This is a genomic window from Qipengyuania sp. JC766, assembly GCF_040717445.1.
GTDB lineage: Bacteria > Pseudomonadota > Alphaproteobacteria > Sphingomonadales > Sphingomonadaceae > JC766.
Window position 1 is genome coordinate 78,028 of record NZ_JBFEFL010000001.1, and the last position, 23,568, is coordinate 101,595.

Genomic DNA, 23,568 nt, shown 5'->3' on the forward strand with positions numbered 1-23,568 from the left:
CCTTTTCGTGTCCGGGTGAGGGAGAGCCTAATTGAAACTCTCGCCTGCCTCGGCCTTCTTGCGCAGATAATCGCTCACCGGCAGGCCATGCTTCTCCAGCCCGGCAACCACCGTATCCAGCCCGATGATGTCGGCCCAGAACATCGGGCCGCCTGTGTAGAGCGGCCAGCCATAGCCGTTGATCCACACCACATCGATGTCGCTGGCCCGCTGCGCCATGCCTTCTTCGAGGATCTTCGCGCCTTCATTGACCATGGGGTAGAGGAGACGTTCGCGGATTTCGTCCTTCGAGATTTCGCGCTGTTCGTTGCCTTCCTTCGCCGCGAAGTCGGCGATGATCTGCTTCACCTCGTCCGACGGGGTGCGCTGGCGCGCTTCGTCGTAGTCGTAGAAACCCTTGCCGGCCTTCTGGCCGAAGCGGCCCACGGCGCACAGTGCCTCGCGAACAGTGGTCACCTTGCTCGGGTCGCGGTGCCAGCCGATGTCGATCCCGGCGAGGTCGCCCATCTGGAACGGCCCCATCGGGAAGCCGAATTCCAGTAGCACGTCGTCGATGTCCCAGTAGTTCGCACCTTCGAGGATTAGCTTGTTGGCCTGCGCCTGGCGCTGCGAGAGCATGCGGTTGCCGATGAAGCCCGGGCACACGCCCGACACGGCCGCCACCTTGCCGATTTTCTTGGCGAGCTTCATCGATGTCGCCAGCACATCGTCGCGCGTCTTCTCGCCGCGGACCACTTCGAGCAGCTTCATCACGTTTGCCGGGCTGAAGAAGTGCAGGCCCAGCACATAGCCCGGGCGCTTGGTCGCGGTCGCGATCTCGTCGATGTTCAGGTAGCTGGTATTGGAGGCGAGGATCGCGCCGTCCTTCACCACCTCGTCGAGCTTGCCGAAGACGTCCTTCTTCACGTCCATGCTCTCGTATACCGCCTCGATCACGAGGTCGCAGTCGGCAAGGTCCCCATAGTCGAGTGTCGGTGTGAGCAGGCCCATCGCCTGTTCGACCTGCCCGGCGGTCATCCGGCCTTTCTTCGCGGTCGCCTCGTAATTCTTGCGCATCGTGCCGGTGCCCCGGTCGAGCGCTTCCTGCTTCATCTCGAGAATGGTCACGGGAATACCTGCGGACAGGAAGTTCATCGCGATACCGCCGCCCATCGTGCCCGCGCCGATGATGCCGACCTTCCTGATGTCGATCAGAGGCGTGTCGGCGGGGATGTCGTCGATCTTGTTCGCGGCGCGCTCGGCGAAGAAATAGTGCCGCATTGCCTTCGACTGGGTGCCGGTCATGAGCTTGCCGAACAGTTCGCGTTCCTTCTTCACGCCTTCGGCATAGGAAAGCTCTCCGGCGGCCTTTACCGCTTGAATCGCGGCGTTGGGCGCGTCGAAGCCGCGCATCCTGCGCCCGTTTTTCGCGCGGAATTCGTCGAAGATGTCCGGGTTCTTCACGCCATCGTCATTGGCCGTGCCCTCGCTGGTGCGGGGGACCGGCTGGCCGATCTTCGACCTGGCGAAGGCGATGGCGTCGGCGGCCAGGCTGTCTTCGCCCACCAGCTCGTCCAGCAGGCCGATCTCCTTGGCCTTCTTGGCCGGGATCGGATTGCCGATCGCGACGAGGGGCAGGGCGGCTTCCGCCCCGACCAGACGCGGCAGGCGCTGCGTGCCGGCGGCTCCGGGGATCAGGCCCAGCTTCACTTCGGGCAGGCCCATCTTCGCGCTCGGCACCGCGACGCGGTAATGGCACGCCAGCGCGACCTCGCACCCGCCTCCCAAGGCTGTCCCGTGGATCGCCGCGACGACCGGCTTGTCGCTCGCCTCCAGCTTGTCGAGCGCGTCGGGCAGGCTCGGCCCTTGCGGGGCCTTGCCGAACTCGGTGATGTCGGCCCCAGCGAAGAAGGTGCGCCCGTCGCAGCGGATCACGACCGCTTCCACGCCATCGTCCGACAATGCCTCGGCAATGCCGTCCACCAATCCGGCGCGCACGGCCTGGCCCAGCGCATTGACGGGCGGGTTGTCGGAAACGATCACCAGCACGTTGTCGTGCCGTTCGGTACGGATAGGCGAAGTCATGATGGCAAGGCTCCTGCATTGCTTCGGGTGAGCGCCGAATAGATCAGCGTCTTGAGCTGTCGGCGGATGGGATAGGTGGACGAGGGGTAGAGCTGGGTCATGAAAACACACGTGATCCGTTCGACCGGATCGACGAAGAACGCGGTCGAGTAGGCGCCGCCCCAGTAGAATTCTCCCTTGCTCGCCGGGATCAGCGTGCGCGCGGGATCGGTGACGACCGCGAAGCCCAGGCCGAAGCCGGTGCCTGCATTGCTCGCTTCGCTGAACAGGCTCTGGCTCATCTGCGCCAGGTCCGCTCCGCCCGGCAAATGGTTGGCGGTCATCAGGTCCAGCGTCTTGGGAGACACGATTTGCCCGCCCGCATGGGCGCCCCGGTTGACCAGCATCGTGCAAAAACGGTCGTAGTCCGCGAGGGTAGAGATCAGGCCGCCGCCGCCGGAATGGAAGGTCGCCTTTTCCATCAGGCGCGACTGGGCGCCCTTGTCGATCAGGCGCGGGGCCTGCCCGGGGCGATAGGCATAGGCATCGGCCAGCCGATCCTGCTGCGACGGATCCACATCGAAACCGGTGTCCTCCATCCGCAGGGGACCGAAGATGTTGTCGCGCAGGTAATCGCCGAGCGTCTGGCCCGAAATGCGCTCCACGCACACGCCCAGCACATCCGTCGAAACCGAATAGTTCCACCGGGCGCCGGGCTCGAATTCGAGCGGAATGCCCGCGAGCGCGGCGATATACTCGTCGGACGTGATCGCGGATCGCGACAGGTCGAGCTGCGCCTTGCGATAAGCGGCATCGACGCTGGTGCGGTTCTGGAAGCCGTAGGTCAGGCCGGACATGTGGCTGAGCAGATCGACGAAGCGCATCGGCTTGCCCGCCGCGCCCGGCGCAAACGGAATGTCGCCGCCGCCGCCCGCATAGGCACCTAGGCCTTCGAATTCGGGCAGCACGCGCGCGACCGGATCGTCCAGCGCGACCTTGCACTGTTCCACCAGTTGCATGAACGCGATGGAGCTCACCGGCTTGGTCATGCTGGCGATACGGAACAGCGCATCCTCGCGCATCGGCGTGCCATCGTCGCGCAAGCTGCCACCGTGCCAGTAATGCACCGGCTGGCCATCGCGTGAGACCAGCAGCTGCATGGACTTGAGCCGCCCTGTCTTCAGGTAGGTTTCCTCCAGGAAACGATCTATCCGTTGCAGCCTCTGGCCGTCGAAACCCTGATCTTCCGGCTTGCCCGTTTCCATCGATCTCTCCACCAATTGCCGGGCCTCGCGGCGCCGTACCTTATCTTTATCCGCGCCGGGGTAACGGATTTTACGACGATGTGAAGGCTCATACCCTTATTTCAGAAAATTTCCCGCGGCGCTTGCCTCATCGCCCGTGGACAGGCAAGATCGCCGCCAAGCCGACATGAATCGGCACGAGGGAAAGGAATGGCCGGAAAAATGCGCGACGCAGTCATCGTGTCCACAGCTCGTACCCCGCTTGCGAAATCGATCCGCGGGGCGTTCAATGCAACTCATCCGGTGCAACTCGGGGCGTGGTCGGTCGAGGCCGCAGTCAAGCGCGCCGGACTGGACGGGGGGGAAATCGAGGACGTCGTCTTCGGGGCGGCCAGCCAAGGCGGCGCGCAGGGCTTCAATATCGGTCGCCAGATCGCCTTGCGGGCGGGGCTGCCCGTCGATGTCGCGGGGATGACCATCGATCGGCAATGTTCCAGCGGGCTGATGGCGATCGCCACCGCCGCCAAGCAGATCATCGTCGACCGGATGGACATCTGCGTGGCCGGCGGCGTGGAATCGATCACCGCCATCCGCAACAATGCGGGCAAGCCGCAGCGCGACGAAGAACTGCTCAAGATGCATCCCGATATCTTCATGCCGATGATCGGCACGGCGGAAGTGGTGGCCAAACGATACGGCATCAGCCGGGAGGATCAGGACGCCTACTCGCTCCAGTCGCAGCAGCGCACTGCCGCAGCTCAGGAGAGCGGCAAGCTGGCGGACGAGATCATCGAAGTCACCACGGTGATGGACGTGAAGGACCGCGAGAGCGGTGAGGTCTCGCAGCAGGACGTCACCATCGCGATGGACGACTGCAACCGGCCGAACACCACCTTGGAAGGGCTGGCGAAGCTCGATCCGGTGATGGGCGAAGGCCATACGATCACTGCCGGTAATGCGAGCCAGTTGGCCGATGGCTCGGCGGCAAGCGTGCTGATGGAGGCCAAGGTCGCCAAGGCGCGCGGGCTGACCCCGATGGGCCGCTATGTCGGCATGGCGGTCGCGGGCACCAAGCCGGACGAGATGGGTATCGGGCCGGTTTTCGCGATCCCCAAGCTGCTCGAGCGGTTCGATTTCAAGATCGACGATATCGGGCTGTGGGAGCTCAACGAGGCCTTCGCGGTGCAGGTGCTCTACTGCCGCGACACGCTGGGCATTCCGGACGACCGCCTAAACGTCAACGGCGGTTCGATCTCCATCGGCCACCCCTTCGGCATGACCGGCGCGCGCTGCGTCGGCCACGCGCTGATCGAAGGCAAGCGGCGCGGGGTCAAACATGTGGTCGTCACGATGTGCGTCGGCGGCGGCATGGGCGCGGCCGGCCTGTTCGAGGTCCTGTGATGGCGAGCATGGCAAAGCCCGCAGACCTCGCCTCTGCCATCGGCTGGACCCCACCGGAGAACTGGCCCGCGCGCACCCGTGCCGAATGCAAGGCTATTTTGACCGCGCCCGGCATGCGGTTCGAGATGGAGGAGGTCGACATTCGCGGGGTGAAGACGCGCGTCTGGAAGAATGCGCCGCCGAACCTGCGTGCCATCGCGATGCTCGGCCAGTCGCACGGGGACCGCGTTTTCACGATCTACGAGGACGAGCGGGTCACCTACGATGCGTGGTTCCGCGCGGTCGCCACGCTGGCGCACGAATTCCAGGCGCGCGGTGTCCGCAAGGGAGACCGGGTGGCGCTCGCCATGCGCAACCTGCCCGAATGGCCGGTCGCGTTCTTCGCCGCCGTGACCATCGGCGCCATCTGCGTTCCGCTCAATGCCTGGTGGACCGGGGGCGAGCTCGCTTACGGGCTCGCCAATTCGGGCACGAAGCTGCTCGTCTGCGACGAAGAACGGTGGGATCGGATCGCCGAACATCGCGATCGGTGCCCGGCGCTGGAGACGGTGCTCGTCACCCGTCACGCAGGGGACCCGGAGGGCGCTTCGCGGCTGGAGGATATTCTCGGCACACCCCAGGGATACAAGGACCTGCCGGCGCAAACGCTGCCCGAGGTGGACATCCTTCCCGAAGACGATGCGACGATCTTCTACACCAGCGGCACGACGGGCAAGCCCAAGGGCGCGCTGGGCACACATCGCAACTTGTGCACCAACATCATGTCGAGCGGCTTCGGCGCCGCCTGCGCCGTGCTGCGCAGGGGCGAAGAGATCCCCCTGCCGCAGCCCAAGACGACGCTCACGGTCATCCCGCTGTTCCACGTTACCGCCTGTTCCGCGGGCCTGATGGGTGCCATCGCGGCAGGCAATACGATGATCTTCATGTACCGGTGGGATCCGGTCGAAGCCTTCAAGATCATCGAGCGCGAGAAGGTGAATTCCACCGGCGGCGTGCCGACGATCGCGTGGCAACTGCTCGAACATCCCGAGCGCAAGAACTACGACCTCTCCAGCATCGAGGCCATTGCCTATGGCGGCGCGCCCGCAGCGCCCGAACTGGTGCGCAAGATCCGCGAGGAATTCGGCGCGCTGCCCGGCAATGGCTGGGGCATGACGGAGACGATGGCGACCGTCACCGGGCACTCTTCGGAAGATTACCTCAACCGTCCCGACAGCTGCGGGCCTCCGGTCGCGGTCGCCGACCTCAAGATCATGAGCGAGGACGGCACGCGCGAACTGGCGACCGGCGAGATCGGCGAGTTGTGGGCGCGCGGGCCGATGGTGGTGAAAGGCTATTGGGACAATCCCGAAGCCACCGCCGAGACCTTCGTCGACGGGTGGGTCCGCACCGGGGATCTTGCCCGGCTGGACGAGGAGGGCTGGTGCTACATAGCCGACCGGGCGAAGGACATGATCATCCGCGGGGGCGAGAACATCTATTCGTCCGAAGTCGAGAACGTGCTCTACGATCATCCGGCCGTCACCGATGCGGCGCTGGTCGGCATCCCGCACCAGCAGCTGGGTGAGGAACCGGCCGCGGTCGTCCACCTTGCGCCCGGGATGAGCGCGAGCGAAAGCGAATTGCAGGAATGGGTCGCGGAGCGGCTGGCCAAGTTCAAGGTGCCGGTGAAGATCGCCTTTTCGAAGGAAACCTTGCCGCGCAATGCGAACGGCAAGATACTGAAGAAGGAGCTTTCGAGCTTCTTCTGAAGGCTGCTAGTGCCACCCGGCGCGCCGGGTGAGCAGATGCGGCGATGATGTGGGGGGAGCGGATGGCCAAGAAGCCTGACGTCACGAAGAAGTTCGGGGAGAAGCGCACCGCCATCGTGCGCGCCGCATCGGTCCTGATCAACGAAACCGGGGTCCAGGCAACCACGCTCACCAAGGTCGCGCGCGCGATCGGGCTGAACGCGACCAGCGTGACCTACTACTTCCCGCGCAAGGACCAGCTGATCGTATCCGTCTATGCGGAAACCATCGCGCTGATGAAGGACATGGCCAGGGAAGCACTGGCCGAAAAGACGCTCGAAGCGCGCATCGCCCGGTTCGTGCACCTGCATGTCGCGCTTCGCGACCGTATCCGCCGCGGCGAGCATGGCTTGATGACCGCGCTGTCCGAAATCCGGTCGCTCGACCAGGAGCAGCAGGACGAGCTGCTGTTCGGCTATCGCGAGATGGTGAACGACGTGCGCGCCTTTTTCGGCGAGCCGGCGGATGAAGGCCAGCGGATGCTCTATTCCGCGCGGGCGCATATCCTGATCGAGGCGATGCTGTGGTGGCCGGTATGGTCACGGCGCTATTCGGTGCTCGACTTTCCGAGAGCCGAGACAAAAATCGTCGATATCCTGTGCTTCGGCATTCCGGCGCAGCGCGGCGAGTGGAGCCCCGCGCAGCTCGAGGACGGCGGCTGGCGCACCTACGACGACCGCGCCCCGGCGCAGAACGACGAATTCCTGAGGGCGGCGACGGTGATGATCAACGAACGCGGTTATCGCGGCGCATCGGTCAACCGGATCGCCGAGGCATTGAACGTGACCAAGGGCAGCTTCTACCATCATCACGACGCCAAGGACGATCTGGTCCTCGATTGCTTCCAGCGCAGCTACGACCGGCTTTCCAAGGTGCAGATGGCGGGCCACGAACTCGACGGATCGTACTGGACCCGCCTGGCGAGCATCCTCAACGAACTGATGCAGCTGCAGTTCTTCGATTCGATGCCGCTACTGCGGACCACTGCGCTCCAGGCGCTGGACAGCGAAACGAAAGTGGACGTCGTCATGCGGTCGAACCGGCTCGCGCGGCGTTTCGCCGGGTTCCTGATCGACGGGTTCGGCGACGGGTCCGTGCGTGCGATCGATCCGCTGGTCGCCAGCCAGATCATCATGTCCACTCTCAACGGGGCATACGAAGCGCGGCGCTGGGCCGCCCGGTTCGACGACCGCGCGCAGGCGGTCGAAACCTATCTCTCGGTGCTCAGCGAAGGGATGCTGGCCGAGCGCAGCTGAGGATCAGTCGCGCGGCAGCCGGTTGCGCGGCTCGCGCACCTTGATGACCAGCAATGCCAGCGCGGCGACCTGCGCGGCAAGGACGATCACGAACAGCGGCTGGAATCCGCTCGCCGCCACCAGCAGGCCGGCCAGTACGGGACCGCTTGCCGCGATGGCACCCTCCAGCGTGGTTACGAAAGCGAGCCGCATCGGCGTGTCCTGCGGCTCCCCGAATTCCAGGACCATCGTGGTCGAGGCGAGCATCCAGCCCGATCCGCCGACGCCCAGCAGCACGAAAGCGGCATAGATCGGCACCGCCGTGCTGCCGACGATCAGCAGCGTGACCCCGGCGACCGAACTGATGAGTGCCAGCACGTAGATGATCTTGAACCCCAGCCGGTCGCCCAGAGGGCCCCACAGGACGTTGGACATCGTGTCGGAGCCGAGGAACACGAAGCTCAGGCCACCGATCAGTGCGCCGTCGAGGCCCAGCTGCGTGCCAGCGTAGATCGTCCAGAAGGGTGCGCCGACACGGGCCATGGTGGAGAAGCACTGGACGGCAAGGAACCAGGCGAAGTCGCGATCCTCCAGCAATTCGGGAAATTGCCGGATTCGCTGCATGATCGGCATCTGCGGGCGGCTGACCGGCGCGGCCGGCTCGCGGATCATGGTCTTCAGGACGACCAGACCGGCGCTCGTCAGCAGGAAGGCGAAAAGGAATGTGGTGGCATATCCGTTGCCCAGCCATTCGTCCGCAATCAGGTAATTGCCCGCCACCCATGCGAGCACGGCTGCGATCAGCCCGCCCGCGAAGTTGCGATAGCCCTGCAGGCGGCCCCGCTTCCGGATCGGGATCAGCTTGCTCATCAGCATCTGGAACGCGACCCGCTGCGCCCCCGTAAAGAAGCCCAGCAGCACGAAGCAGCCGAAAGTCGCGAACAGCAAGATGTTGCCGGTCAGGAAATAGCCGGCCAGCGCCAGACCCAGGATCATGAGCCGCATCAACGACCCGACGCGGATGGCGTAGGGCAGGATATGGCTGCGATGCTCGATCCGCGATCCGCTGGCGATGGGGCTGATCGTGGCGCCCAGTTGCAACAGCGCCGCGCCCAGGCCGACGGCGGCGGTGCTGCCGGTCAGCAGCAGCAGGTAGGCGGGAATGATGGTGGGCGCGTAGATCAGGCGGAAGCCGGTCATCCCCAGCACGCCGTGGATGAAATTGGCGGTATAGTTGCGCTTCAGATTCTCGTCGACGAACCGCGCATGCTCGGCGAGCGCGCGCTGCCGTGCGCCGACCGCTTCGTCCAGCCCGTCGTGATCATCGAGGAGATCCAAGGCCTCAATAGCCGCCCAGCGATGCGAAACGGTCCCTGAGGAGACTGGTGGTGCCCCAGGCGTTTTCCAGCACCCGTGCGCGCTTGAGGTAGAATCCGACATCGTATTCGTCGGTCATCCCGATCCCGCCATGTAGCTGGATGCCCTCGTTGCTGATCGTGTGCAGCACGCGGTTGGCTTCTGCCTTGGCGACGATGGCAGCGCGTTCCGCGCCTGCCCCGCTGTCGATCGCCTGCAGCCCCGCCTCGACCGCGGAGCGCATCTGGGCGAGGTCCGCGAACAGGTCGGCCATGCGGTGCTGCAGCGCCTGGAAGGTGCTGAGGACCTGGTTGAACTGCACGCGCTGCTTCAGATAGGCGAGCGTCATGTCGAACACGGTCTGCGCCATGCCCAGCATTTCAGCGGCGGTAAGCACGCGTGCGCGGTCCAGCACCCTGCCGAGCAGGTCGTCGCCACCATCGGCCAGCTTCTCCGCCGCCGCGCCGTCGAAGGCGATGTCGGCATGGCTGCGCTGGTCCGTCAGTCGGCGCGTGGTCAGTGTCACCCCGTCGCCCTTTTCGACGAGGTAGAGCCCGTCTTTCGCAGCAACCACGAAGAGGTCCGCTCCGTGCGCTTCGGCAACGAAGGCCTTGGTGCCGGTCAGCTTGCCTTCCACGACGACGGCCTCAATCGCATCGGGATCGTGATGCGCGCCTTCGTCGATTGCGAGCGTGGCGATGGCCTCGCCGTGGGCCAGCTTGGGCAGCCATTTCGACTTCTGTTGCTCGCTTCCTCCAAGGATAATCGCGCTGGCGGCAAGAGTGGTCGCGATCAGCGGGCTGGCTGTCAGGGTCTTGCCCAGCTCCTCGATCACCAGGCCGGCGGAGAGGAACCCGAAGTCCGATCCGCCATGCTCTTCCGGGATGATCACCCCGGCCCAGCCCATCTCCGCCATCGTGGCGTAGGCTTCGCGGTCGAAAGCCTCCGGCTCGCCGCGCGCGCGCACCTTGCGAAATTCGGTGACCGGGCTTTCATTGGTTGCCCATTCGCGCGCCATGTCACGCAGCATTTCCTGCTCTTCGTTGAGAACTGCCATGTCGATATGATCCCGTTTCTTACTGGTGGTCGAGCATGCCGAGCACGCGCTTGGCGATGACGTTGTTCTGGATTTCGGTCGATCCGCCGTAGATCGTGGTGGCCTTGCCGTAGAGCCATGCGCGCACGCCCTGCAGTTCGACGGGACTGAAGTTGTCGCCTTCCCATCCGAGTCCTTGCAGGCCCATGATCTCGATGGTCAGCTCTGCGCGTTCCTGCCCCAGCTTGGTGCCGAGCTTCTTCAGGGCCGAGCTGATTTCGGAGACTCCGCCCTGCGCCTTGCTTTCCTCGACCGCGCGGCGTGCGGTGTGGAGGAAGCTGGTCCAGCGGATCTCGAAATCGGCGATCCGGTCGCGCAAGACGGGGTCGGCCAGCGTACCGTCCTTGCTCACGCGGCCGTACTTCTTCGCGATGTCGGCAAGGCTTGCGCCGGATCGGCTACCGGGCGCGGCGCCGGACAGGTTGGTCCGCTCGTGCTGCAGCAGTCGCTTGCCGATGGTCCAGCCCTGGCCTTCCTCGCCGACGAGGTTTTCCTTGGGCACCTTCACGTCGGTGAAGAAGGTTTCGCAGAACGGGCTGGTGCCGCTGATCATGGTGATCGGGCGCACTTCGACGCCGGGCGAATCCATGTCGATCAGCAGGAAGGAAATGCCCTTGTGCTTGTCGCTGCGATCGGTGCGGACGATGGCGAAGCACTTGTCCGCCCACTGGCCGCCACTGGTCCAGGTCTTCTGCCCGTTGACGAGGTAGTGGTCGCCCTTGTCCTCGGCCATGGTCTGGAGATTGGCGAGGTCGGACCCTGCATTGGGTTCCGAATAGCCCTGGCACCAGCGAATCTCGCCGCGGCAGATCGGCGGGATATGCTCCTGCTTCTGCGCCTCGCTGCCATACTCCAGTAGCGTGGGGCCGAACATCATCACGCCCATGCCGCCGATCGGGTTGTAAGCGCCCGCGCGCGCCAGCTCTTCGTTGAGGATCGCGGCCTGCTTTCGCGACAGCCCGCCGCCGCCGTATTCCTTCGGCCATGTGGGCGTGCCCCAGCCGCGGCCGCCCATCGCTTCGCGCCAGGATTTCTGCGCGGGCGATTCCTTCGTGGCGCCCTCGACCCCGCCCATCGACAGGCCCTTGCCCTTGAGCTCTTCAGGGAAATTGTCGGCAATGAATTGCCGCACTTCCTCCCGGAAGAGTTCGGCGCTGTCTCGCGCCTCGGGTTCAATCTGCGTGGCCATGTGCTGCTCCTCGTTCGGTCGTTTGCATCGATAGTGTCAGGCGGTTCAGGATGCCGGGTCCGGGACCTCGTCGGCATTGACGGCGCTCGCCCGGTCGCGGCGCGCGAGTTCTTCCACATTGGCTTCGTGGCTGGCCCGGTCGATCCGGTAGGCGAACAGGAAACCCGCCCCGCCGATGTAGAGGACGATCAGCGTCGGCACGTAGACCAGCGCCAGCATGCGCGGAATTTCGGGATCGATCGCGCGCGGATCGGTTCCGGGTACGATCCCGACAAATGCGACCAGAAGCCCGGCGGCGAAAACGCCGAGGCCCGAGGTCGATTTCTGCATCAGCGTGTTCGCCGCGTAGAACAGGCCTTCGGACCGCCGCCCCGTCGCCAGCTGGCTCTCCTCCACGATGTCGCCGATCATGGCATGGGTCAGTACCGCCGACGAGACACCGCACAGCTGGAACAGCATCGAGAACGCGAAGACGGCAGCGACCAGGGCCGGATCGCCGTTCTCCGGCATAAGGCCGGCAAAGCGCAGCAGGTAGGGCGCACTGGCAAAGATCACGGCGAAGATGGCCAGGTAGAACGCCGCATTGCGCTTGCCCAGCCACTTGGAGACGATCGGGGCGAGGAACAGCGCGAGAAACGCACCCGCCAGCGAGTCCACGGTCAGGACGGCCAGCTGCGCCGAGTTGAAGCCCCAGAAATAGGTGCCGAAATAGATGTTGAGTGCCGAGGTCATGCCCACGGACGTGTATTTGAGGACGCCGAAGGCCAGGATCGCGAGAAAGCCCTTGTTCGAGAAGGTGCGCCCCATCTGGCCCAGTGTCTTCATCGGGCCGACCTTCTCGCGCGCAGGTGGCATCTTGAAATACTTGACCCGGTGCAGCGTCCCGAAGCTGGAAAGCAGGATCGCGGCCAGCATCAGGATTGCACCCCAGATCGCGAAGGCTTCGTATCCGGCGGGATTCAGCTGCCCGACGGGATATCGATCCGTGGGCGCGAGGAATACGAGCAGCGTCAGGAATGCCATGCCGACCCCGCCGAGATAGGCGAAGAAATAGCGGTAGCTCGCGATAGAGGTCCGCTCGTCGTAATCGCTGGTCATTTCCGGCGCGAGGGCGGAACTGGGAATCTCGTAGAAGGTGATGAAGGTCCGCACGCAGCAGCCGATCACCAGGATATACCAGAATATCTGCATGTCGCTCATGCCCGCAGGCGGGAAGAACAGCAGCAGCAGGCTGGCCGAGGCGGGCAGGGCGGAGGCAAGCATCAGGGGATGCCGCCGGCCCAGGCGCGTGCGGATCGAATCAGACCACTGGCCGACTACGGGATCGGAAATGGCATCCACGACCAAGGCCACGAGGATCGCGAAGGAGACGAGCTCCGCCCGCACACCCACGACCTGGTTGTAATAAAGCAGCAGGAAGGACCGGAACGCGACGTCCTTGATGCCGTAACCGATCGAGCCGGTGCCGTAGAGCAGCTTGGTTGCGAAGCCGAGTTTGGGTGCTTCGGGGTCGGTGACCATCAGTCGAGCCTATCTCGCGGGGGAGCCAAAGGCGCCGTCGCGGATCGTCTGTTCGCGCGCCTGTGCCTCGCGCGCCTTCAGCCGCTCCACATTCTCGCGGTGCTGTTCTTCGGTGATGGGGTAGAACAGCAGGAAGAGCGCGCCGATCACCCACAGGCCGAGCGAGGCCGGGATGTAATAGGCGATCAGGCTGTCCTCCATCGCGGGCGTGATCTGCGACAGCTCGGCCTTGGCCGGGAAGTTCGAGAGTTCGAGCACGATGCCTGCCACCATGATGCCGAGGCCTGCCGAACATTGCTGCATGAAACTGGATGCAGCGAAGAAAACGCCGGCCGTGTGCTGTCCCGTGCGCACCGCATGGTCTTCCACAACGTCCGCCAGCATCGACGACGTGTTGATCAGCGAGATCGCGATCATCGCGCCGTAGATCGCGCCGATCACGAACAGGGTCGGCAGCAGCATCGGATCGCCCGGTTGGAAGAACGCGTCGACAAGCGTCAGGAAAAGGGGCGATATACCCAGCGTGATGCCGACGATGGCCATCACCATCGATGTGTTGCGCTTGCCCAGCCAGCGCGAAAAGCGCGGGGCGAGCGGCGCAGCCAGCGCGGCCGCGATCAGGCTGTCGAATGTGAGCAGCGCCAGTTCGCTTGCGCCCAGCTTGAAGACGTAAGTGCTGAAATAGACTGTCGTCGCGGCGTAGAGACCGATGGCGGTATATTTGAACACGCCGAAGCCGAAAATCGCCAGAAAACCGCGATTGCGAAAGGCCGCGAACATCTCCTTGAGATGGGATGTCGGCGTCGCACCTTCTCCCGGGGCGTCACGCTGTCGCAGGTACGGGACGCGATTCAGGGTTCCGAAGCCGCAGACGAGGATGGCGACGAGGATCAGCGCACCGCCGAGCCATGCGAACTTGACGTATCCCTCGGGATTGAGCTGGCCCCGCTCGAATTCGGGCGTAGCGACGAAGAAGACCGCGAGAGAGAAGGCGGTGAAACCGAACGTACCCAGATAACCGAAGAAATAGCGCAGGCCGAACAGCTTCGTGCGCTCCGAATAATCGTCGGTCATCTCGGGGTTCATGGCACTGGTGGTGATCTCGAAGGCGCTGATCGACATGCGGGTGAGGGCAGCCAGCGCGAAGATCCAGATCCCCATCTGCATGTCGCTGAGCCCGTCCGGCGGGAACCAGGACAGGACGAAGAAGGCAGCGGTGGGGATCGCGCTGCCGAAGATGAAAGGATGGCGCCGCCCGATGCGCGAGCGGGTCATGTCCGACCAGCGGCCGATGAAGGGATCCGCGACGGCGTCGACCAGCAGGGTCAACGCGATGGCGCCCGATACGATCGCCGCCGGAACGCCCAGCACCTGGTTGTAGAACAGCAGCAGGTAGGTGGAGAACGCCGCATTCTTGATGCCGTTGGCGATCGCACCCGATCCGTAGGTCAGGCGATTGAGCCGGGTCATCGGCGGCACCGAGACGGCTCCGGAAACTGCGGCGGAAGCGGGGGCGGGCGGGGCTGCGGTGGTGGCCATGCGTGCTACTCCGCCGCCTCGAGGATATCCTCGACCGGATCGTACATTTCCTGGGCGCGGGCGCGCCGCTCGATCAGAGAATAGTCGGGAAAGATCGGATCCTGCACATCGCGGTAGCCGCGCAGGTGCTGCTTCGCGACCGTCACCTTGTGAACTTCGGTCGGCCCGTCGGCGATGCCCATCACCATCGACCCGACCAGATTGCCCACGAACGGCATCTCGTTCGACACGCCGAGCGAGCCGTGGATATGGATGCAGCGCTGCGCGATGTCGTGATAGACCTTGGGCATCAGCGCCTTGATCGCCGCGATGTCCTTGCGGACCTTGCGGTAATCCTGGTGCTTGTCGATCATCCACGCGGTCTTCAGGACGAACAGCTTGAACTGCTCCAGCTCTATGTAGCTGTCCGCGATCTGCATCTGCACACTCTGGTAATCCGCGATGGTCCCGGTGCGCGTCTTGCGGCTGACCGCCCGGCGGCTCATCGCGTCGAGCAGGCGCTTGCAACTGCCAACGGTGCGCATCGCATGGTGGACACGGCCACCGCCCAGCCGCGTCTGGGAAATCGCGAAGGCACCGCCGCGCGTACCCAGCAGGTGATCGGCAGGCACGCGAACGTCGGTGTAACGGATGTAGCTCTCCGAACCGTTCTCCTGTCCGTAGACGCCCACATTCCGGACGATCTCGACGCCGGGCGTATCGACCGGCACGATGAACATGCTCATCCGCTCGTGGCGGGGCGCTTCGGGGTCGGTCACGGCCATGACGATCAGGAAGTCCGCCCATTTGCCGTTGGTCGAAAACCACTTCTCGCCATTGATCACCCAGCCGTCACCATCCGGCTCGGCGCGAGTGACGAAGCTGGTGGGGTCGGATCCACCCTGCGGCTCGGTCATCGAGAAGGCGGAAACGATCTCGTTCTGCAGCAGCGGCTCCAGATACCGTGTTTTCTGTTCCGGTGTACCGTAATGCGCGATGATCTCCGCGTTTCCGGTGTCGGGCGCCTGGCATCCAAAGACGGTCGGCGCAAAGCTCGCGCCGCCCAGAATCTCATTCATTAGGCCCAGCTTTACTTGGCCGTAACCCTGGCCGCCCAACTCCGGTCCGAGATGGCACGCCCAAAGGCCCTGCGCCTTCACCTCGCGCTGCAACGTACGTACCAATTCGTTTCTGCGGGGATTCTTGACGTCGTAGGGATGGATTCCGAGCAGGCCGAGCGGCTCGACCCGTTCGCGCACGAAACCTTCCATCCAGTCCAGCTTCTCCTGGAAGCCGGGCTCAGTTTGGAAATCCCAGGCCATTTCGATCTCTCCCGTGCGACGCACTTCGGTGCGTTCTGGATGGAAGCGTACCTTGTTTTCTAAAAAGCACAAGGGATCGTATCGGTCATGTTCGGTGGCCCTGCGTGGCGGCGCGGGCGTCGGGTCTCCGAAGGGCTTCGATATCGTATCGCGATCGCACCGGAAGCTGCTACGGCGCAGGGTATGCTCGAAACTTTCATAACGGACTATTCGGCCTGGATCGGGCTGGCGCTGCTCGTCGGCCTGTTCGTGCTTTTCGCCACGGAGCGTTTTCCGCCGGTCACCATCGCGGTCGGCGGCGGCGCCGTCATGCTGCTCCTTGGCTATCTGGAACGCGCGCAGATGGAGCAGGTCTTCGCCAATCCGGCGCCGATTACCATCGCGGCCATGTTCATCCTGTCCGGCGCGCTGATCCGTACCGGCGTGGTGGAGGCGCTGGCCAGCATCGCGGAGCGCCGAACCGAACGGCATCCCCGCCGCTCCATCGGCGAACTGCTCGGCGGGACGTTCCTCGCGTCATCGCTGGTGAACAACACGCCGGTGGTCATTATCCTGGTTCCGGTCATCAAGAAGATAGCGAAGCTTGCCGGGACTACGGCAGGCCGGCTTCTGATCCCTCTGTCCTATCTTTCGATCCTGGGCGGCACGCTGACGCTGATCGGCACCTCGACCAACCTGCTCGTTGACGGCGTGGCCCAGCGCGCGGGCGAGCCGGCCTTCGGCATTTTCGAACTGACCGGTGTGGGGCTGGTCGCTGCCGTGACCGGCATCGCGTTCCTTATCCTGACGGGGCGCTTCCTGCTTCCCGACCGACCGGAAACCGACGCGCGCGAAGGCGGGCGGCCCATGGAGGAACGCTACTTGACGCAGCTGCGCGTGCAGGAAGATGACGGGGCGATCGGGGAGACGTACGGATCGCTCTCCCAGTTCGGCCGGTCCGGCCTGCGGCTGGTGGGGATCGAGCGCGGCGGCCGGGTCCTGCGCGGCGAGCTGAAGGACGAGGTCGTGGAAGAAGGCGATCTTATGCTGATCGCCGCCAACCAGACCGAAATGCTCTCTCTAGCGGCGAGCCGTGGGCCCGAGCTTGGCCTAGCCATGCGCACCTCTCCCGACCCGAAGCGATCGCGGATCGTGGAAGCCGCGATATCGCCCAGCCATCCCACGCTGGGGCGCAAGCTGTCCGAAGTTCCTTTCCTCACCAAGACGGGTGCGCGGATCCTGGGCCTGTCGCGCGCGCGGCACTTTCCCGGACCGACACTGGCCGATGCGCGGTTGCGAGCAGCGGACCATTTGCTGATCGAAGGCAGTCCGGCCTGCATTTCGGCGATCGAGAGCAACGTCAACCTGATCAACATCTCGACGCCGGAGACGCGGCCCTATCGCCGCCTTCGCGCGCCCATCGCTCTGGTGACGATGCTCGGCATCATCGTGCTTGCCGCTCTGGGCGTCTGGACGATCGAACTGCTGGCCATAACCGGTGTCGCGATCGTCCTGCTGTCGCGCTGCATTGATCCGGAGGAAGCGTGGCGCAGCATCGACGGAAACGTGATCGTGCTGATTTTCGGGATGCTGGCGGTCGGGATCGGGCTGGAAGGCGCAGGCACGGTCGACCTGATCGTGAGTGCCGCACTGCCCTATCTGGCGCAGCTTTCGCCGCTGTTCCTGCTGCTGGCGATCTACTTCCTGACGTCCATCCTGACCGAGACGGTCACCAACAACGCGGTAGCCGTCATCATGACGCCAATCGTGCTGGCACTGGCAACCGACCTCGGCACGGAGCCGCGACCGCTGCTGTTCGCAGTGATGTTCGCCGCGTCCGCCAGCTTCGCCACGCCGGTCGGATACCAGACAAACACGATCGTCTATGCCGCGGGCAATTACCGGTTCTCGGATTTCCTGAAAATCGGCACTGCGATGAACGTGGTTGTAGGTATCGCCACCTGCCTCGCCATCGACGCGATGGTCTGATCGCTCAGCAAGAACGTTCTCACAGATATTGCTCAGAAACTGTAGGAAAGGCCGATGAGCGGGACATGCGCGATCTGGTCGGGTGCGGCATCCTCGATATCCTGCTAGCGCAGATAGCTGAGGCCGAGCGAGAGGTTTTCGCTGACCGCGTAATCGACGCCCAAGGTCATGCGCAGGCCTGTGAGGCCGGTATCGCTGCCGGAATTGTTGCCTCGCAGCGTCCAAAACAATTCGGCATCCCCGCCTGCCGACCAGCGACCGTCTTCACTCAGGTCGAAGCCCACGCCGACCCTCGGTCGAAGCCTCAGTCCCATCTGATCCGCGTCGTCGACGAACCGCTGTTCGAGGCGGAGCCTGGTCTTCAGCGCGCCGTGGCTGGCAGAGATCTGCTGGATCGTGCGAACCTCGTTCGATCCGCCGTCATTGATCCGGTATTCGACTGCGCCGCCCAGGGTCGCATTGTCTGCGATGTCCTGCAGCAACCAGGCGCGAACGTAATAGGTATCGACGCGGCCGTCTTCCTCGGAACGGAAGCGCTGCGCGGTCTCGATTTCTACCGCGGTATCCGCGTCCAGATCGGTTCCGATGGACGGGTTGAGCCAGAGCTCGAACGCCTCGTCCTGGGCGAGGGCGGGTGATGCCGGGGCGACTGCAATGGCCGCCCCGGCAAGTAACGATCGCGTGTATCTACGCATCGTCAGCTCCGGCGTTAGGCCGTTCAACCGCCGGTGTAGGGGATAGTCGACTTGTGCACGACCATCCGAAGCTTGCCTTCCGCGTCGCGGATGTAGCCGATGGTGTACTCGACCTTCACCTCGTCGCCGCCGGCGGCCGGGGTGAAGTAGTAATTGCCCATCGCCACGGCCATGTGACAAACGTTGTTCGTGATGCCGGCATTGGCCCAGCGGACCTTGCTCCAGGGACGAATGGCGAAGCCCTTGTCTTCCGGGAAGGTCTCGTTGCCGCCGACGAAATAGGACAGCGCGCCGTCGAAGGACGGGCGGAACTGTTCCACAGAAGCGAGCGTCGGCTTGAACAGGACGAGGCTCTGATCGTAGGCGTAGAACTCGTTGATGTGGTCGGCGGCGGCCTTTTCGTAGTCGCCCCCTTCGGAGAAGACCTGTCCGATCCGCACGATCCCCTCGCCCCACGCCCTTTGCGCGGCGACGACCTCCTGTTCGGTAATGCACTGCAACTGGGCCTCGGTCGGTTCCAGGCTGCTACCGCTGCCGATGGGGGCGCCCTGTGCATGGGCGACGGCCGGCAGGCCGAGCGAAAGAGCGACTGCTGCAACAACGTATTTCATTGGCGTATTCTCCTTCATGCTAGTTCAGGTGCTCAACGGGTAATCTCCTGGCCGTCGGGCAGGGTGGGCGGGGCATCGTCTTCCGCCGGCCATTCGGGCTCTTCCTCGCCGCGCGTCTTCCACAGGGAGTAGAGGACGCCCGCGGCGATCAGCGCGAAGGTCACGCCGAGGCTGACCCAGGCGGGGAATTTCTCGCCGTCCATGACGAAATCGGAAACGAAGATCTTGCTGCCGATAAAGACGAGCACTGCGGCCAGCGCGTATTTGAGGTAGTGGAACCGGTGGATCATCGCCGCCAGCGCGAAGTACAGCGCCCGCAGGCCCAGGATCGCGAAGATGTTGCTGGTGTAGACGATGAAGGTGTCGGTCGTGATCGCGAAGATGGCAGGCACGCTGTCCACTGCGAACACCAGGTCGGCAAGATTGATGACCACCAGTGCCAGCAGCAGCGGGGTCGCGGCGCGCACCATCCTGCCGGTCTTTTCGTCCTGCACCTTCACCAGGAATTTCTGGCCGTGCAGTTCGGGCGTGACCCGCATGTGGCGGCTGATCCATTTTACCGCCGGGTTGTTGCCGACGTCCATCGGCTCGTCGCCCGCGAAAAACATCTTGATGCCGGTGAACACCAGGAAGGCGGCGAACAGGTAGAGGACCCAATACGCCTCGGCCAATAGGGCCGCGCCGCCCGCGATCATCAGGCCGCGCAGGACGATGACCGCGATGATGCCCCACAGAAGCGCGCGATACTGGTACTTCCGCGGGATCGCGAAATAGGTGAAGATCAGGCTGATGACGAAGACGTTGTCGATCGACAGCGCCTTCTCGATGAAGAAGCCGGTGAAGTACTGCATGCCCGACGTCTCGCCGCGCTCGAACCAGACCCACACGCCGAAAAGCAGCGCCACGCCGATATAGAAGGCGGACAGCTTAAGGCTCTCCGCGATGCCGAGCTCACGGTCCTCCTTGTGGAGGACGCCGAGGTCGAAGGCGGTGAGGACGATGACGATGGTCAGGAACGCGGCCCAGAACCAGACCGGCGTGCCCAGCCAGTCCATCAGCAGGAAGTCAGGCATTCGATACTATTTCCCCGTTGCTTCGCGCGGTCCGCGGTGCGGTGGCCAGCACGCTCATCCCGATGAGTGCGGAAATCATGGATCCGGTCAGCACGCCGATCTTCACGGCATCGATCCGGGCCGGGTCGGCAAAGGCAAGCCCGCCGATAAAAAGGCTCATGGTGAAGCCGATGCCGGCCAGGCAGGCGAGGCCGTAGATATGGCGCCAGGTGACGTCCGCCGGCATGCTGGCAAGGCCCGTCTTCGCCGCGATCCAGCATGCTCCGAAGACACCGGCCTGCTTGCCGATGACGAGGCCCGCCGCAATGCCGAGCGAAAGGGGCGAGAACAGCGCCGCAATCCCGGCCCCTACGAAGGATACGCCTGCATTCGCGAAGGCGAAGACCGGCAGGATCAGGAAGGCGACCCACGGATGCAGCGCATGTTCCAGCCGCGCCAGCGGCCGCTCGTCACCCGTGGCGATCGGCACGAACATGGCAGTCGCCACGCCTGCCAGCGTCGCATGGACGCCGGACTTGAGAACGCAGATCCACAGGATCGCTCCGAGGATGAAATAGGGGATGGTACGCGCCACGCCGGCCCGATTTAGCAGCAGCATGCCCGCCGCGGGAACCAGCGCGAGGGCGAGAGCGCCCAGATTCATGTTCTCGGTGTAGAACAGCGCGATGATGGCGATCGCCCCGATATCGTCGATGATCGCGACCGCCAGCAGCAGGGCCTTCAGCGCGACGGGTACACGGCTGCCCAGCAGAGCGAGCAGGCCGAGCGCGAAGGCGATGTCGGTCGCGGCGGGAATGGCCCAACCGCGGATGTTCTCCGGCGAACCGGTATTGATGGCGACGAAGACCAGCGCGGGAATCGCCATGCCGCCGATCGCGGCGTAAACGGGCAGCGCGGCCTGCTTCCAGGTCCGAAGCTGCCCGGTCACGACCTCGCGCTTCACTTCCAGGCCGATGAGGAAGAAAAACAGGGCCATCAGCCCGTCGTTGATCCACAGCAGCAGGGGCTTGTCGATCGAGACGAGATCGCCGGCGGAGAAGATGACCGGCGTGGCGAGAAGGCTCTGATACGGTGCCAGCAGCGCGGAATTGGCGATCACGAGCGCGATCGCGGCGGCCACGATCAGCACGATGCCGCCTGCGCTCTCGCTGGCGATGAAGGCGCGAAGGCGCTGTGTGGGTGAAAGTTTGGTCATGAGGAAAAGGGGCGACGGTCCGTACGAGGTCGGGGGGGGAGGGGCAGTCCGGACCGCCGCCCAGTCGGCTCAGTTCGCCATGCCGCGTCCGCGGGGTTCTCGCCGGAGAGTAGCGATCTGGTCTTTCAGACGCAGGCGAAGGCGTTTGAGCGACTTCAGGTCCTCACGCGCACCGGCCGCCTTGGTCGTGTCAATTAGCCGGTTGAGGGCACGGTGTTCCCGCACGAGCTTGCGCAGGTAAGGAATTGTCGTGTCGTTTCCTGAAGGTTTGGTCGTGTCGGCCATCTCGCTCTCCATTGTCCGATGGGATGGAGATCGGCATTCGGCCTTCGATAATCCAATCAGTAAGCTTGCCAATTTTCGATAAGTATTTCTAATGACGCAATGGTGACGCTCAAACAGCTCGGAATGTTCGTGCGGCTCGCCGAGACGGGCAATATGGGGGAGGCCGCGACTGCGCTGAACCTGACCCAGCCGGCGTTGAGCCAGCAATTGCGCAAGCTCGAGGATCGGCTGGGCCTAAGGCTGTTCGAGCGTGTGCCGAAGGGCCTGCAACTCACGCCGAGCGGGCGCGAATTGCTGGCCGGTGCGCGCGCGGTGCTGAGCGCGGTGCACGATTTCGAGGAAGCGGCGGACCGCCTCGCCGCGCGGCCCGCGGGTGCCATCCGTTTCGGCGTCACCCCGACGCTTGGCCCCTACCTCATGCCGCGCGTCATCAGGCGCCTGCACCAACGCTATCCGGAACTGCGGATCTTCATGCGCGAGGGGATCCCAGCGATCCACCAGGCCGAACTGGCCGCAGGGGAGTTGGACATGGTGCTGTCTCCCATGCCGATTGTCGGTCGGGGGCTGCATGTCGAACCCCTGTTTCGCGAACCGCTGCGGATCGTGGCGCCGCCGGACGATCCGCTGCTCTCGCGCGAGCGCCTGACCCGGGCCGATTTTGCCGGACGCACTTTTCTGACGCTGGATCACCGGCACCATTACCATCGCCAGATCGTCGAAATCTGCGAGGACCTGCAGGCGAGCGTGCTGGCCGACTACGAGGGCACGAGCCTCGACGCGCTGCAGCAGATGGTGGGATCGGGCGTGGGGCTCGCGATCCTTCCGCGGCTCTACATCCGGTCGGGGGCGGGCGGGCTCGACGTGGTACGCATCGCGGAGCCGGAGGGCTGGGCGCATTATCGCAGTATCGCGGCCGTCTGGCGCACCGGCGCCGCTTATGCCGACCTTTATGCCGAAGTTGCGCAGGTTATCGCGCAGGAAGGGCGGACGGACTAGCGACTGGCTGGCGCGATCGCATAGGAAATTTCCTGTGGGCTACCGGCTCTCGCAATACGCGTTTTCCGGTCCGACGCCCGCGCCATCCGGATCGGTCTCGTCCGATATTCGACCGCCACGCACAGGTTCCAGGTTGAGGTAGCCGTCGTCGAACTCCGCGATCTGCGTCAACCTGGTCCGATCGAGGATTTGCAAACGCTGCGCCCGCAGTTCGATCAGCCCGTCCGCGCGAAGATCCTGCAATGTGCGATTTACGTGGACGACCGACATGCCGAGAATGGACGCGAGCTGTTCCTGCGTGATGGGGAAGAAGTGTCCGCGCCGCGATGCGGCCGCCAGCTTGTCCAGCCGCGCCGCCATCTCGCAGAAGAAATGCGCCATCCGGTTGCGCGCGCATCGCTGGCCCAGCCGGGCGGCGCTCTCGCTCATGGAGAATTTTTCGATGGCGAGCACCGCGCCGAAGGCGCGACAAACCGGCGGACTGCTCTGGGCCATTTCCCGCAACTTGCTTCGGTCGAGCCGGACGATGGTGCAATCGGTGATGGTGGCGAGACCGAAGCGCGCACGGTCCAGGTAAAGCCGGTCGGCGTCCAGTATCTCGCCGGGTAGGTTGACCGCCACGATCTGGCGCCAGCCATTGGGCCCGGTCAGGTAACGAACGGCCCAGCCATGCGTCAGCACGTGCAGCCAGCCGTCATTGTCGTCTTCGGGCAGGAAGTCCGTCTTGGCCGGAAATTCCAGCGGTTCGTCGGCCGCAACGCGCAGCGCCTCGCGTTCTTCGCGATCCAGCGCAGCCAGCCATCCATCCGGATCGTCGAACATCATGTCCCACCCACGCGAATAGCCGGCGTGCGAGGGGGTGCCCCTCACGCTTCCCATAAATCTGCTCCACCTTGTGACTTGCAGAGTTTTTCAAGTCACCGGCCACCCTAGTTCCAGGATGGCTCTGGCGGCGGAAGGTACGCCACCGGACGTTGGGCGGATACATGTCTTATGTTTACCGGAGAGGCCGGCGTCCGTAGGCGGGTCG

The 23,568-nt window shown here is 64.3% G+C and carries 19 protein-coding genes; 5 read left to right on the forward strand and 14 right to left on the reverse strand.

Annotated elements, in window-relative coordinates; genetic code table 11:
• Nucleotides 1-27 precede the first annotated feature (27 nt).
• Together AB1K63_RS00415 and AB1K63_RS00420 are read right to left on the reverse strand one after the other, a co-directional pair.
• Complete coding sequence (locus AB1K63_RS00415) at nt 28-2,064, reverse strand: 3-hydroxyacyl-CoA dehydrogenase NAD-binding domain-containing protein (RefSeq protein WP_366957910.1); 2,037 nt, start codon at nt 2,062-2,064, stop codon at nt 28-30.
• Nucleotides 2,061-3,308: a serine hydrolase domain-containing protein gene (locus AB1K63_RS00420; protein WP_366957911.1), complete on the reverse strand. Its 1,248-nt coding sequence runs from the start codon at nt 3,306-3,308 to the stop codon at nt 2,061-2,063. The genes AB1K63_RS00415 and AB1K63_RS00420 overlap by 4 nt, the downstream gene beginning before the upstream one ends.
• A 201-nt stretch (nt 3,309-3,509) precedes the next feature.
• Here AB1K63_RS00420 and AB1K63_RS00425 point away from each other — a divergent pair, with 201 nt between their 5' ends.
• The 3 genes from AB1K63_RS00425 (at nt 3,510) to AB1K63_RS00435 (ending at nt 7,734) form a co-directional block, all read left to right on the forward strand.
• Nucleotides 3,510-4,688 (forward strand): acetyl-CoA C-acyltransferase, encoded by a 1,179-nt coding sequence (locus tag AB1K63_RS00425; RefSeq protein ID WP_366957912.1) that lies wholly within the window; start codon nt 3,510-3,512, stop codon nt 4,686-4,688.
• Between the two features lie 8 nt (nt 4,689-4,696).
• Nucleotides 4,697-6,439 (forward strand): class I adenylate-forming enzyme family protein, encoded by a 1,743-nt coding sequence (locus tag AB1K63_RS00430; protein WP_366957913.1) that lies wholly within the window; start codon nt 4,697-4,699, stop codon nt 6,437-6,439.
• A 62-nt stretch (nt 6,440-6,501) separates the two neighbouring features.
• Nucleotides 6,502-7,734: a helix-turn-helix domain-containing protein gene (locus AB1K63_RS00435; RefSeq protein WP_366957914.1), complete on the forward strand. Its 1,233-nt coding sequence runs from the start codon at nt 6,502-6,504 to the stop codon at nt 7,732-7,734.
• Between the two features lie 3 nt (nt 7,735-7,737).
• Here the strand turns inward: AB1K63_RS00435 and AB1K63_RS00440 are convergent, their stop codons facing one another.
• Genes AB1K63_RS00440 through AB1K63_RS00465 form a run of 6 tightly spaced genes read right to left on the reverse strand, consistent with a single transcriptional unit; the run spans nt 7,738 to nt 15,715 of the window.
• Nucleotides 7,738-9,051: an MFS transporter gene (locus AB1K63_RS00440; RefSeq protein WP_366957915.1), complete on the reverse strand. Its 1,314-nt coding sequence runs from the start codon at nt 9,049-9,051 to the stop codon at nt 7,738-7,740.
• 4 nt (nt 9,052-9,055) lie between these two features.
• Nucleotides 9,056-10,126: an acyl-CoA dehydrogenase family protein gene (locus tag AB1K63_RS00445; RefSeq protein WP_366957916.1), complete on the reverse strand. Its 1,071-nt coding sequence runs from the start codon at nt 10,124-10,126 to the stop codon at nt 9,056-9,058.
• Between the two features lie 19 nt (nt 10,127-10,145).
• On the reverse strand, nt 10,146-11,354 hold the full coding sequence (locus AB1K63_RS00450) for an acyl-CoA dehydrogenase family protein (protein WP_366957917.1): 1,209 nt from the start codon (nt 11,352-11,354) through the stop codon (nt 10,146-10,148).
• A gap of 45 nt (nt 11,355-11,399) precedes the next feature.
• Nucleotides 11,400-12,875, reverse strand: a complete 1,476-nt coding sequence (locus tag AB1K63_RS00455) for an MFS transporter (protein WP_366957918.1) — start codon at nt 12,873-12,875, stop codon at nt 11,400-11,402.
• A gap of 9 nt (nt 12,876-12,884) precedes the next feature.
• The gene (locus AB1K63_RS00460) at nt 12,885-14,414 is read right to left on the reverse strand and encodes an MFS transporter (protein WP_366957920.1); all 1,530 of its coding nucleotides are present in this window, start codon (nt 14,412-14,414) and stop codon (nt 12,885-12,887) included.
• Nucleotides 14,415-14,419: 5 nt separating this feature from the next.
• A complete protein-coding gene (locus tag AB1K63_RS00465) occupies nt 14,420-15,715 on the reverse strand; it encodes an acyl-CoA dehydrogenase family protein (RefSeq protein WP_366957921.1) in 1,296 nt (431 codons plus the stop codon).
• Nucleotides 15,716-15,898: 183 nt separating this feature from the next.
• On the opposite strand from AB1K63_RS00465, the gene AB1K63_RS00470 reads away from it, so the two are divergent.
• Nucleotides 15,899-17,683 carry an SLC13 family permease gene (locus AB1K63_RS00470; RefSeq protein ID WP_366957922.1) on the forward strand — a complete coding sequence of 595 codons (1,785 nt, stop codon included), beginning with the start codon at nt 15,899-15,901 and terminating at the stop codon, nt 17,681-17,683.
• A 104-nt stretch (nt 17,684-17,787) separates the two neighbouring features.
• Here the strand turns inward: AB1K63_RS00470 and AB1K63_RS00475 are convergent, their stop codons facing one another.
• The 5 genes from AB1K63_RS00475 to AB1K63_RS00495 form a co-directional block, all read right to left on the reverse strand.
• The gene (locus AB1K63_RS00475; RefSeq protein WP_366957924.1) at nt 17,788-18,378 is read right to left on the reverse strand and encodes a DUF2490 domain-containing protein; all 591 of its coding nucleotides are present in this window, start codon (nt 18,376-18,378) and stop codon (nt 17,788-17,790) included.
• Between the two features lie 23 nt (nt 18,379-18,401).
• Nucleotides 18,402-18,989 carry a phosphoribosyl-AMP cyclohydrolase gene (locus AB1K63_RS00480; protein ID WP_366957925.1) on the reverse strand — a complete coding sequence of 196 codons (588 nt, stop codon included), beginning with the start codon at nt 18,987-18,989 and terminating at the stop codon, nt 18,402-18,404.
• A gap of 32 nt (nt 18,990-19,021) precedes the next feature.
• On the reverse strand, nt 19,022-20,062 hold the full coding sequence (locus AB1K63_RS00485; protein ID WP_366957926.1) for a TerC family protein: 1,041 nt from the start codon (nt 20,060-20,062) through the stop codon (nt 19,022-19,024).
• Complete coding sequence (gene nhaA, locus AB1K63_RS00490) at nt 20,055-21,257, reverse strand: Na+/H+ antiporter NhaA (RefSeq protein ID WP_366957927.1); 1,203 nt, start codon at nt 21,255-21,257, stop codon at nt 20,055-20,057. Before nhaA ends, AB1K63_RS00485 begins: the two co-directional genes overlap by 8 nt.
• Before the next feature lie 69 nt (nt 21,258-21,326).
• Nucleotides 21,327-21,542: a YdcH family protein gene (locus AB1K63_RS00495; protein WP_366957928.1), complete on the reverse strand. Its 216-nt coding sequence runs from the start codon at nt 21,540-21,542 to the stop codon at nt 21,327-21,329.
• A gap of 99 nt (nt 21,543-21,641) precedes the next feature.
• Between AB1K63_RS00495 and AB1K63_RS00500 the strand changes: the two genes are divergently transcribed.
• Complete coding sequence (locus tag AB1K63_RS00500; RefSeq protein ID WP_366957929.1) at nt 21,642-22,538, forward strand: hydrogen peroxide-inducible genes activator; 897 nt, start codon at nt 21,642-21,644, stop codon at nt 22,536-22,538.
• A gap of 39 nt (nt 22,539-22,577) precedes the next feature.
• On the opposite strand, the gene AB1K63_RS00505 is transcribed toward AB1K63_RS00500, so the two are convergent.
• A complete protein-coding gene (locus tag AB1K63_RS00505) occupies nt 22,578-23,417 on the reverse strand; it encodes a Crp/Fnr family transcriptional regulator (protein ID WP_366957930.1) in 840 nt (279 codons plus the stop codon).
• Between the last annotated feature and the right edge of the window lie 151 nt (nt 23,418-23,568).

Bases quoted from the DNA above. Each gene is read 5' to 3' on its own strand.
- AB1K63_RS00415 (WP_366957910.1), bottom strand. From the start codon at position 2,064: ATGACTTCGCCTATCCGTACCGAACGGCACGACAACGTGCTGGTGATC.
- AB1K63_RS00420 (WP_366957911.1), bottom strand. From the start codon at position 3,308: ATGGAAACGGGCAAGCCGGAAGATCAGGGTTTCGACGGCCAGAGGCTG.
- AB1K63_RS00425 (WP_366957912.1), top strand. From the start codon at position 3,510: ATGCGCGACGCAGTCATCGTGTCCACAGCTCGTACCCCGCTTGCGAAA.
- AB1K63_RS00430 (WP_366957913.1), top strand. From the start codon at position 4,697: ATGGCAAAGCCCGCAGACCTCGCCTCTGCCATCGGCTGGACCCCACCG.
- AB1K63_RS00435 (WP_366957914.1), top strand. From the start codon at position 6,502: ATGGCCAAGAAGCCTGACGTCACGAAGAAGTTCGGGGAGAAGCGCACC.
- AB1K63_RS00445 (WP_366957916.1), bottom strand. From the start codon at position 10,126: ATGGCAGTTCTCAACGAAGAGCAGGAAATGCTGCGTGACATGGCGCGC.
- AB1K63_RS00450 (WP_366957917.1), bottom strand. From the start codon at position 11,354: ATGGCCACGCAGATTGAACCCGAGGCGCGAGACAGCGCCGAACTCTTC.
- AB1K63_RS00455 (WP_366957918.1), bottom strand. From the start codon at position 12,875: ATGGTCACCGACCCCGAAGCACCCAAACTCGGCTTCGCAACCAAGCTG.
- AB1K63_RS00460 (WP_366957920.1), bottom strand. From the start codon at position 14,414: ATGGCCACCACCGCAGCCCCGCCCGCCCCCGCTTCCGCCGCAGTTTCC.
- AB1K63_RS00465 (WP_366957921.1), bottom strand. From the start codon at position 15,715: ATGGCCTGGGATTTCCAAACTGAGCCCGGCTTCCAGGAGAAGCTGGAC.
- AB1K63_RS00470 (WP_366957922.1), top strand. From the start codon at position 15,899: ATGCTCGAAACTTTCATAACGGACTATTCGGCCTGGATCGGGCTGGCG.
- AB1K63_RS00475 (WP_366957924.1), bottom strand. From the start codon at position 18,378: ATGCGTAGATACACGCGATCGTTACTTGCCGGGGCGGCCATTGCAGTC.
- AB1K63_RS00480 (WP_366957925.1), bottom strand. From the start codon at position 18,989: ATGAAATACGTTGTTGCAGCAGTCGCTCTTTCGCTCGGCCTGCCGGCC.
- AB1K63_RS00485 (WP_366957926.1), bottom strand. From the start codon at position 20,062: ATGCCTGACTTCCTGCTGATGGACTGGCTGGGCACGCCGGTCTGGTTC.
- nhaA (WP_366957927.1), bottom strand. From the start codon at position 21,257: ATGACCAAACTTTCACCCACACAGCGCCTTCGCGCCTTCATCGCCAGC.
- AB1K63_RS00495 (WP_366957928.1), bottom strand. From the start codon at position 21,542: ATGGCCGACACGACCAAACCTTCAGGAAACGACACGACAATTCCTTAC.
- AB1K63_RS00500 (WP_366957929.1), top strand. From the start codon at position 21,642: ATGGTGACGCTCAAACAGCTCGGAATGTTCGTGCGGCTCGCCGAGACG.
- AB1K63_RS00505 (WP_366957930.1), bottom strand. From the start codon at position 23,417: ATGGGAAGCGTGAGGGGCACCCCCTCGCACGCCGGCTATTCGCGTGGG.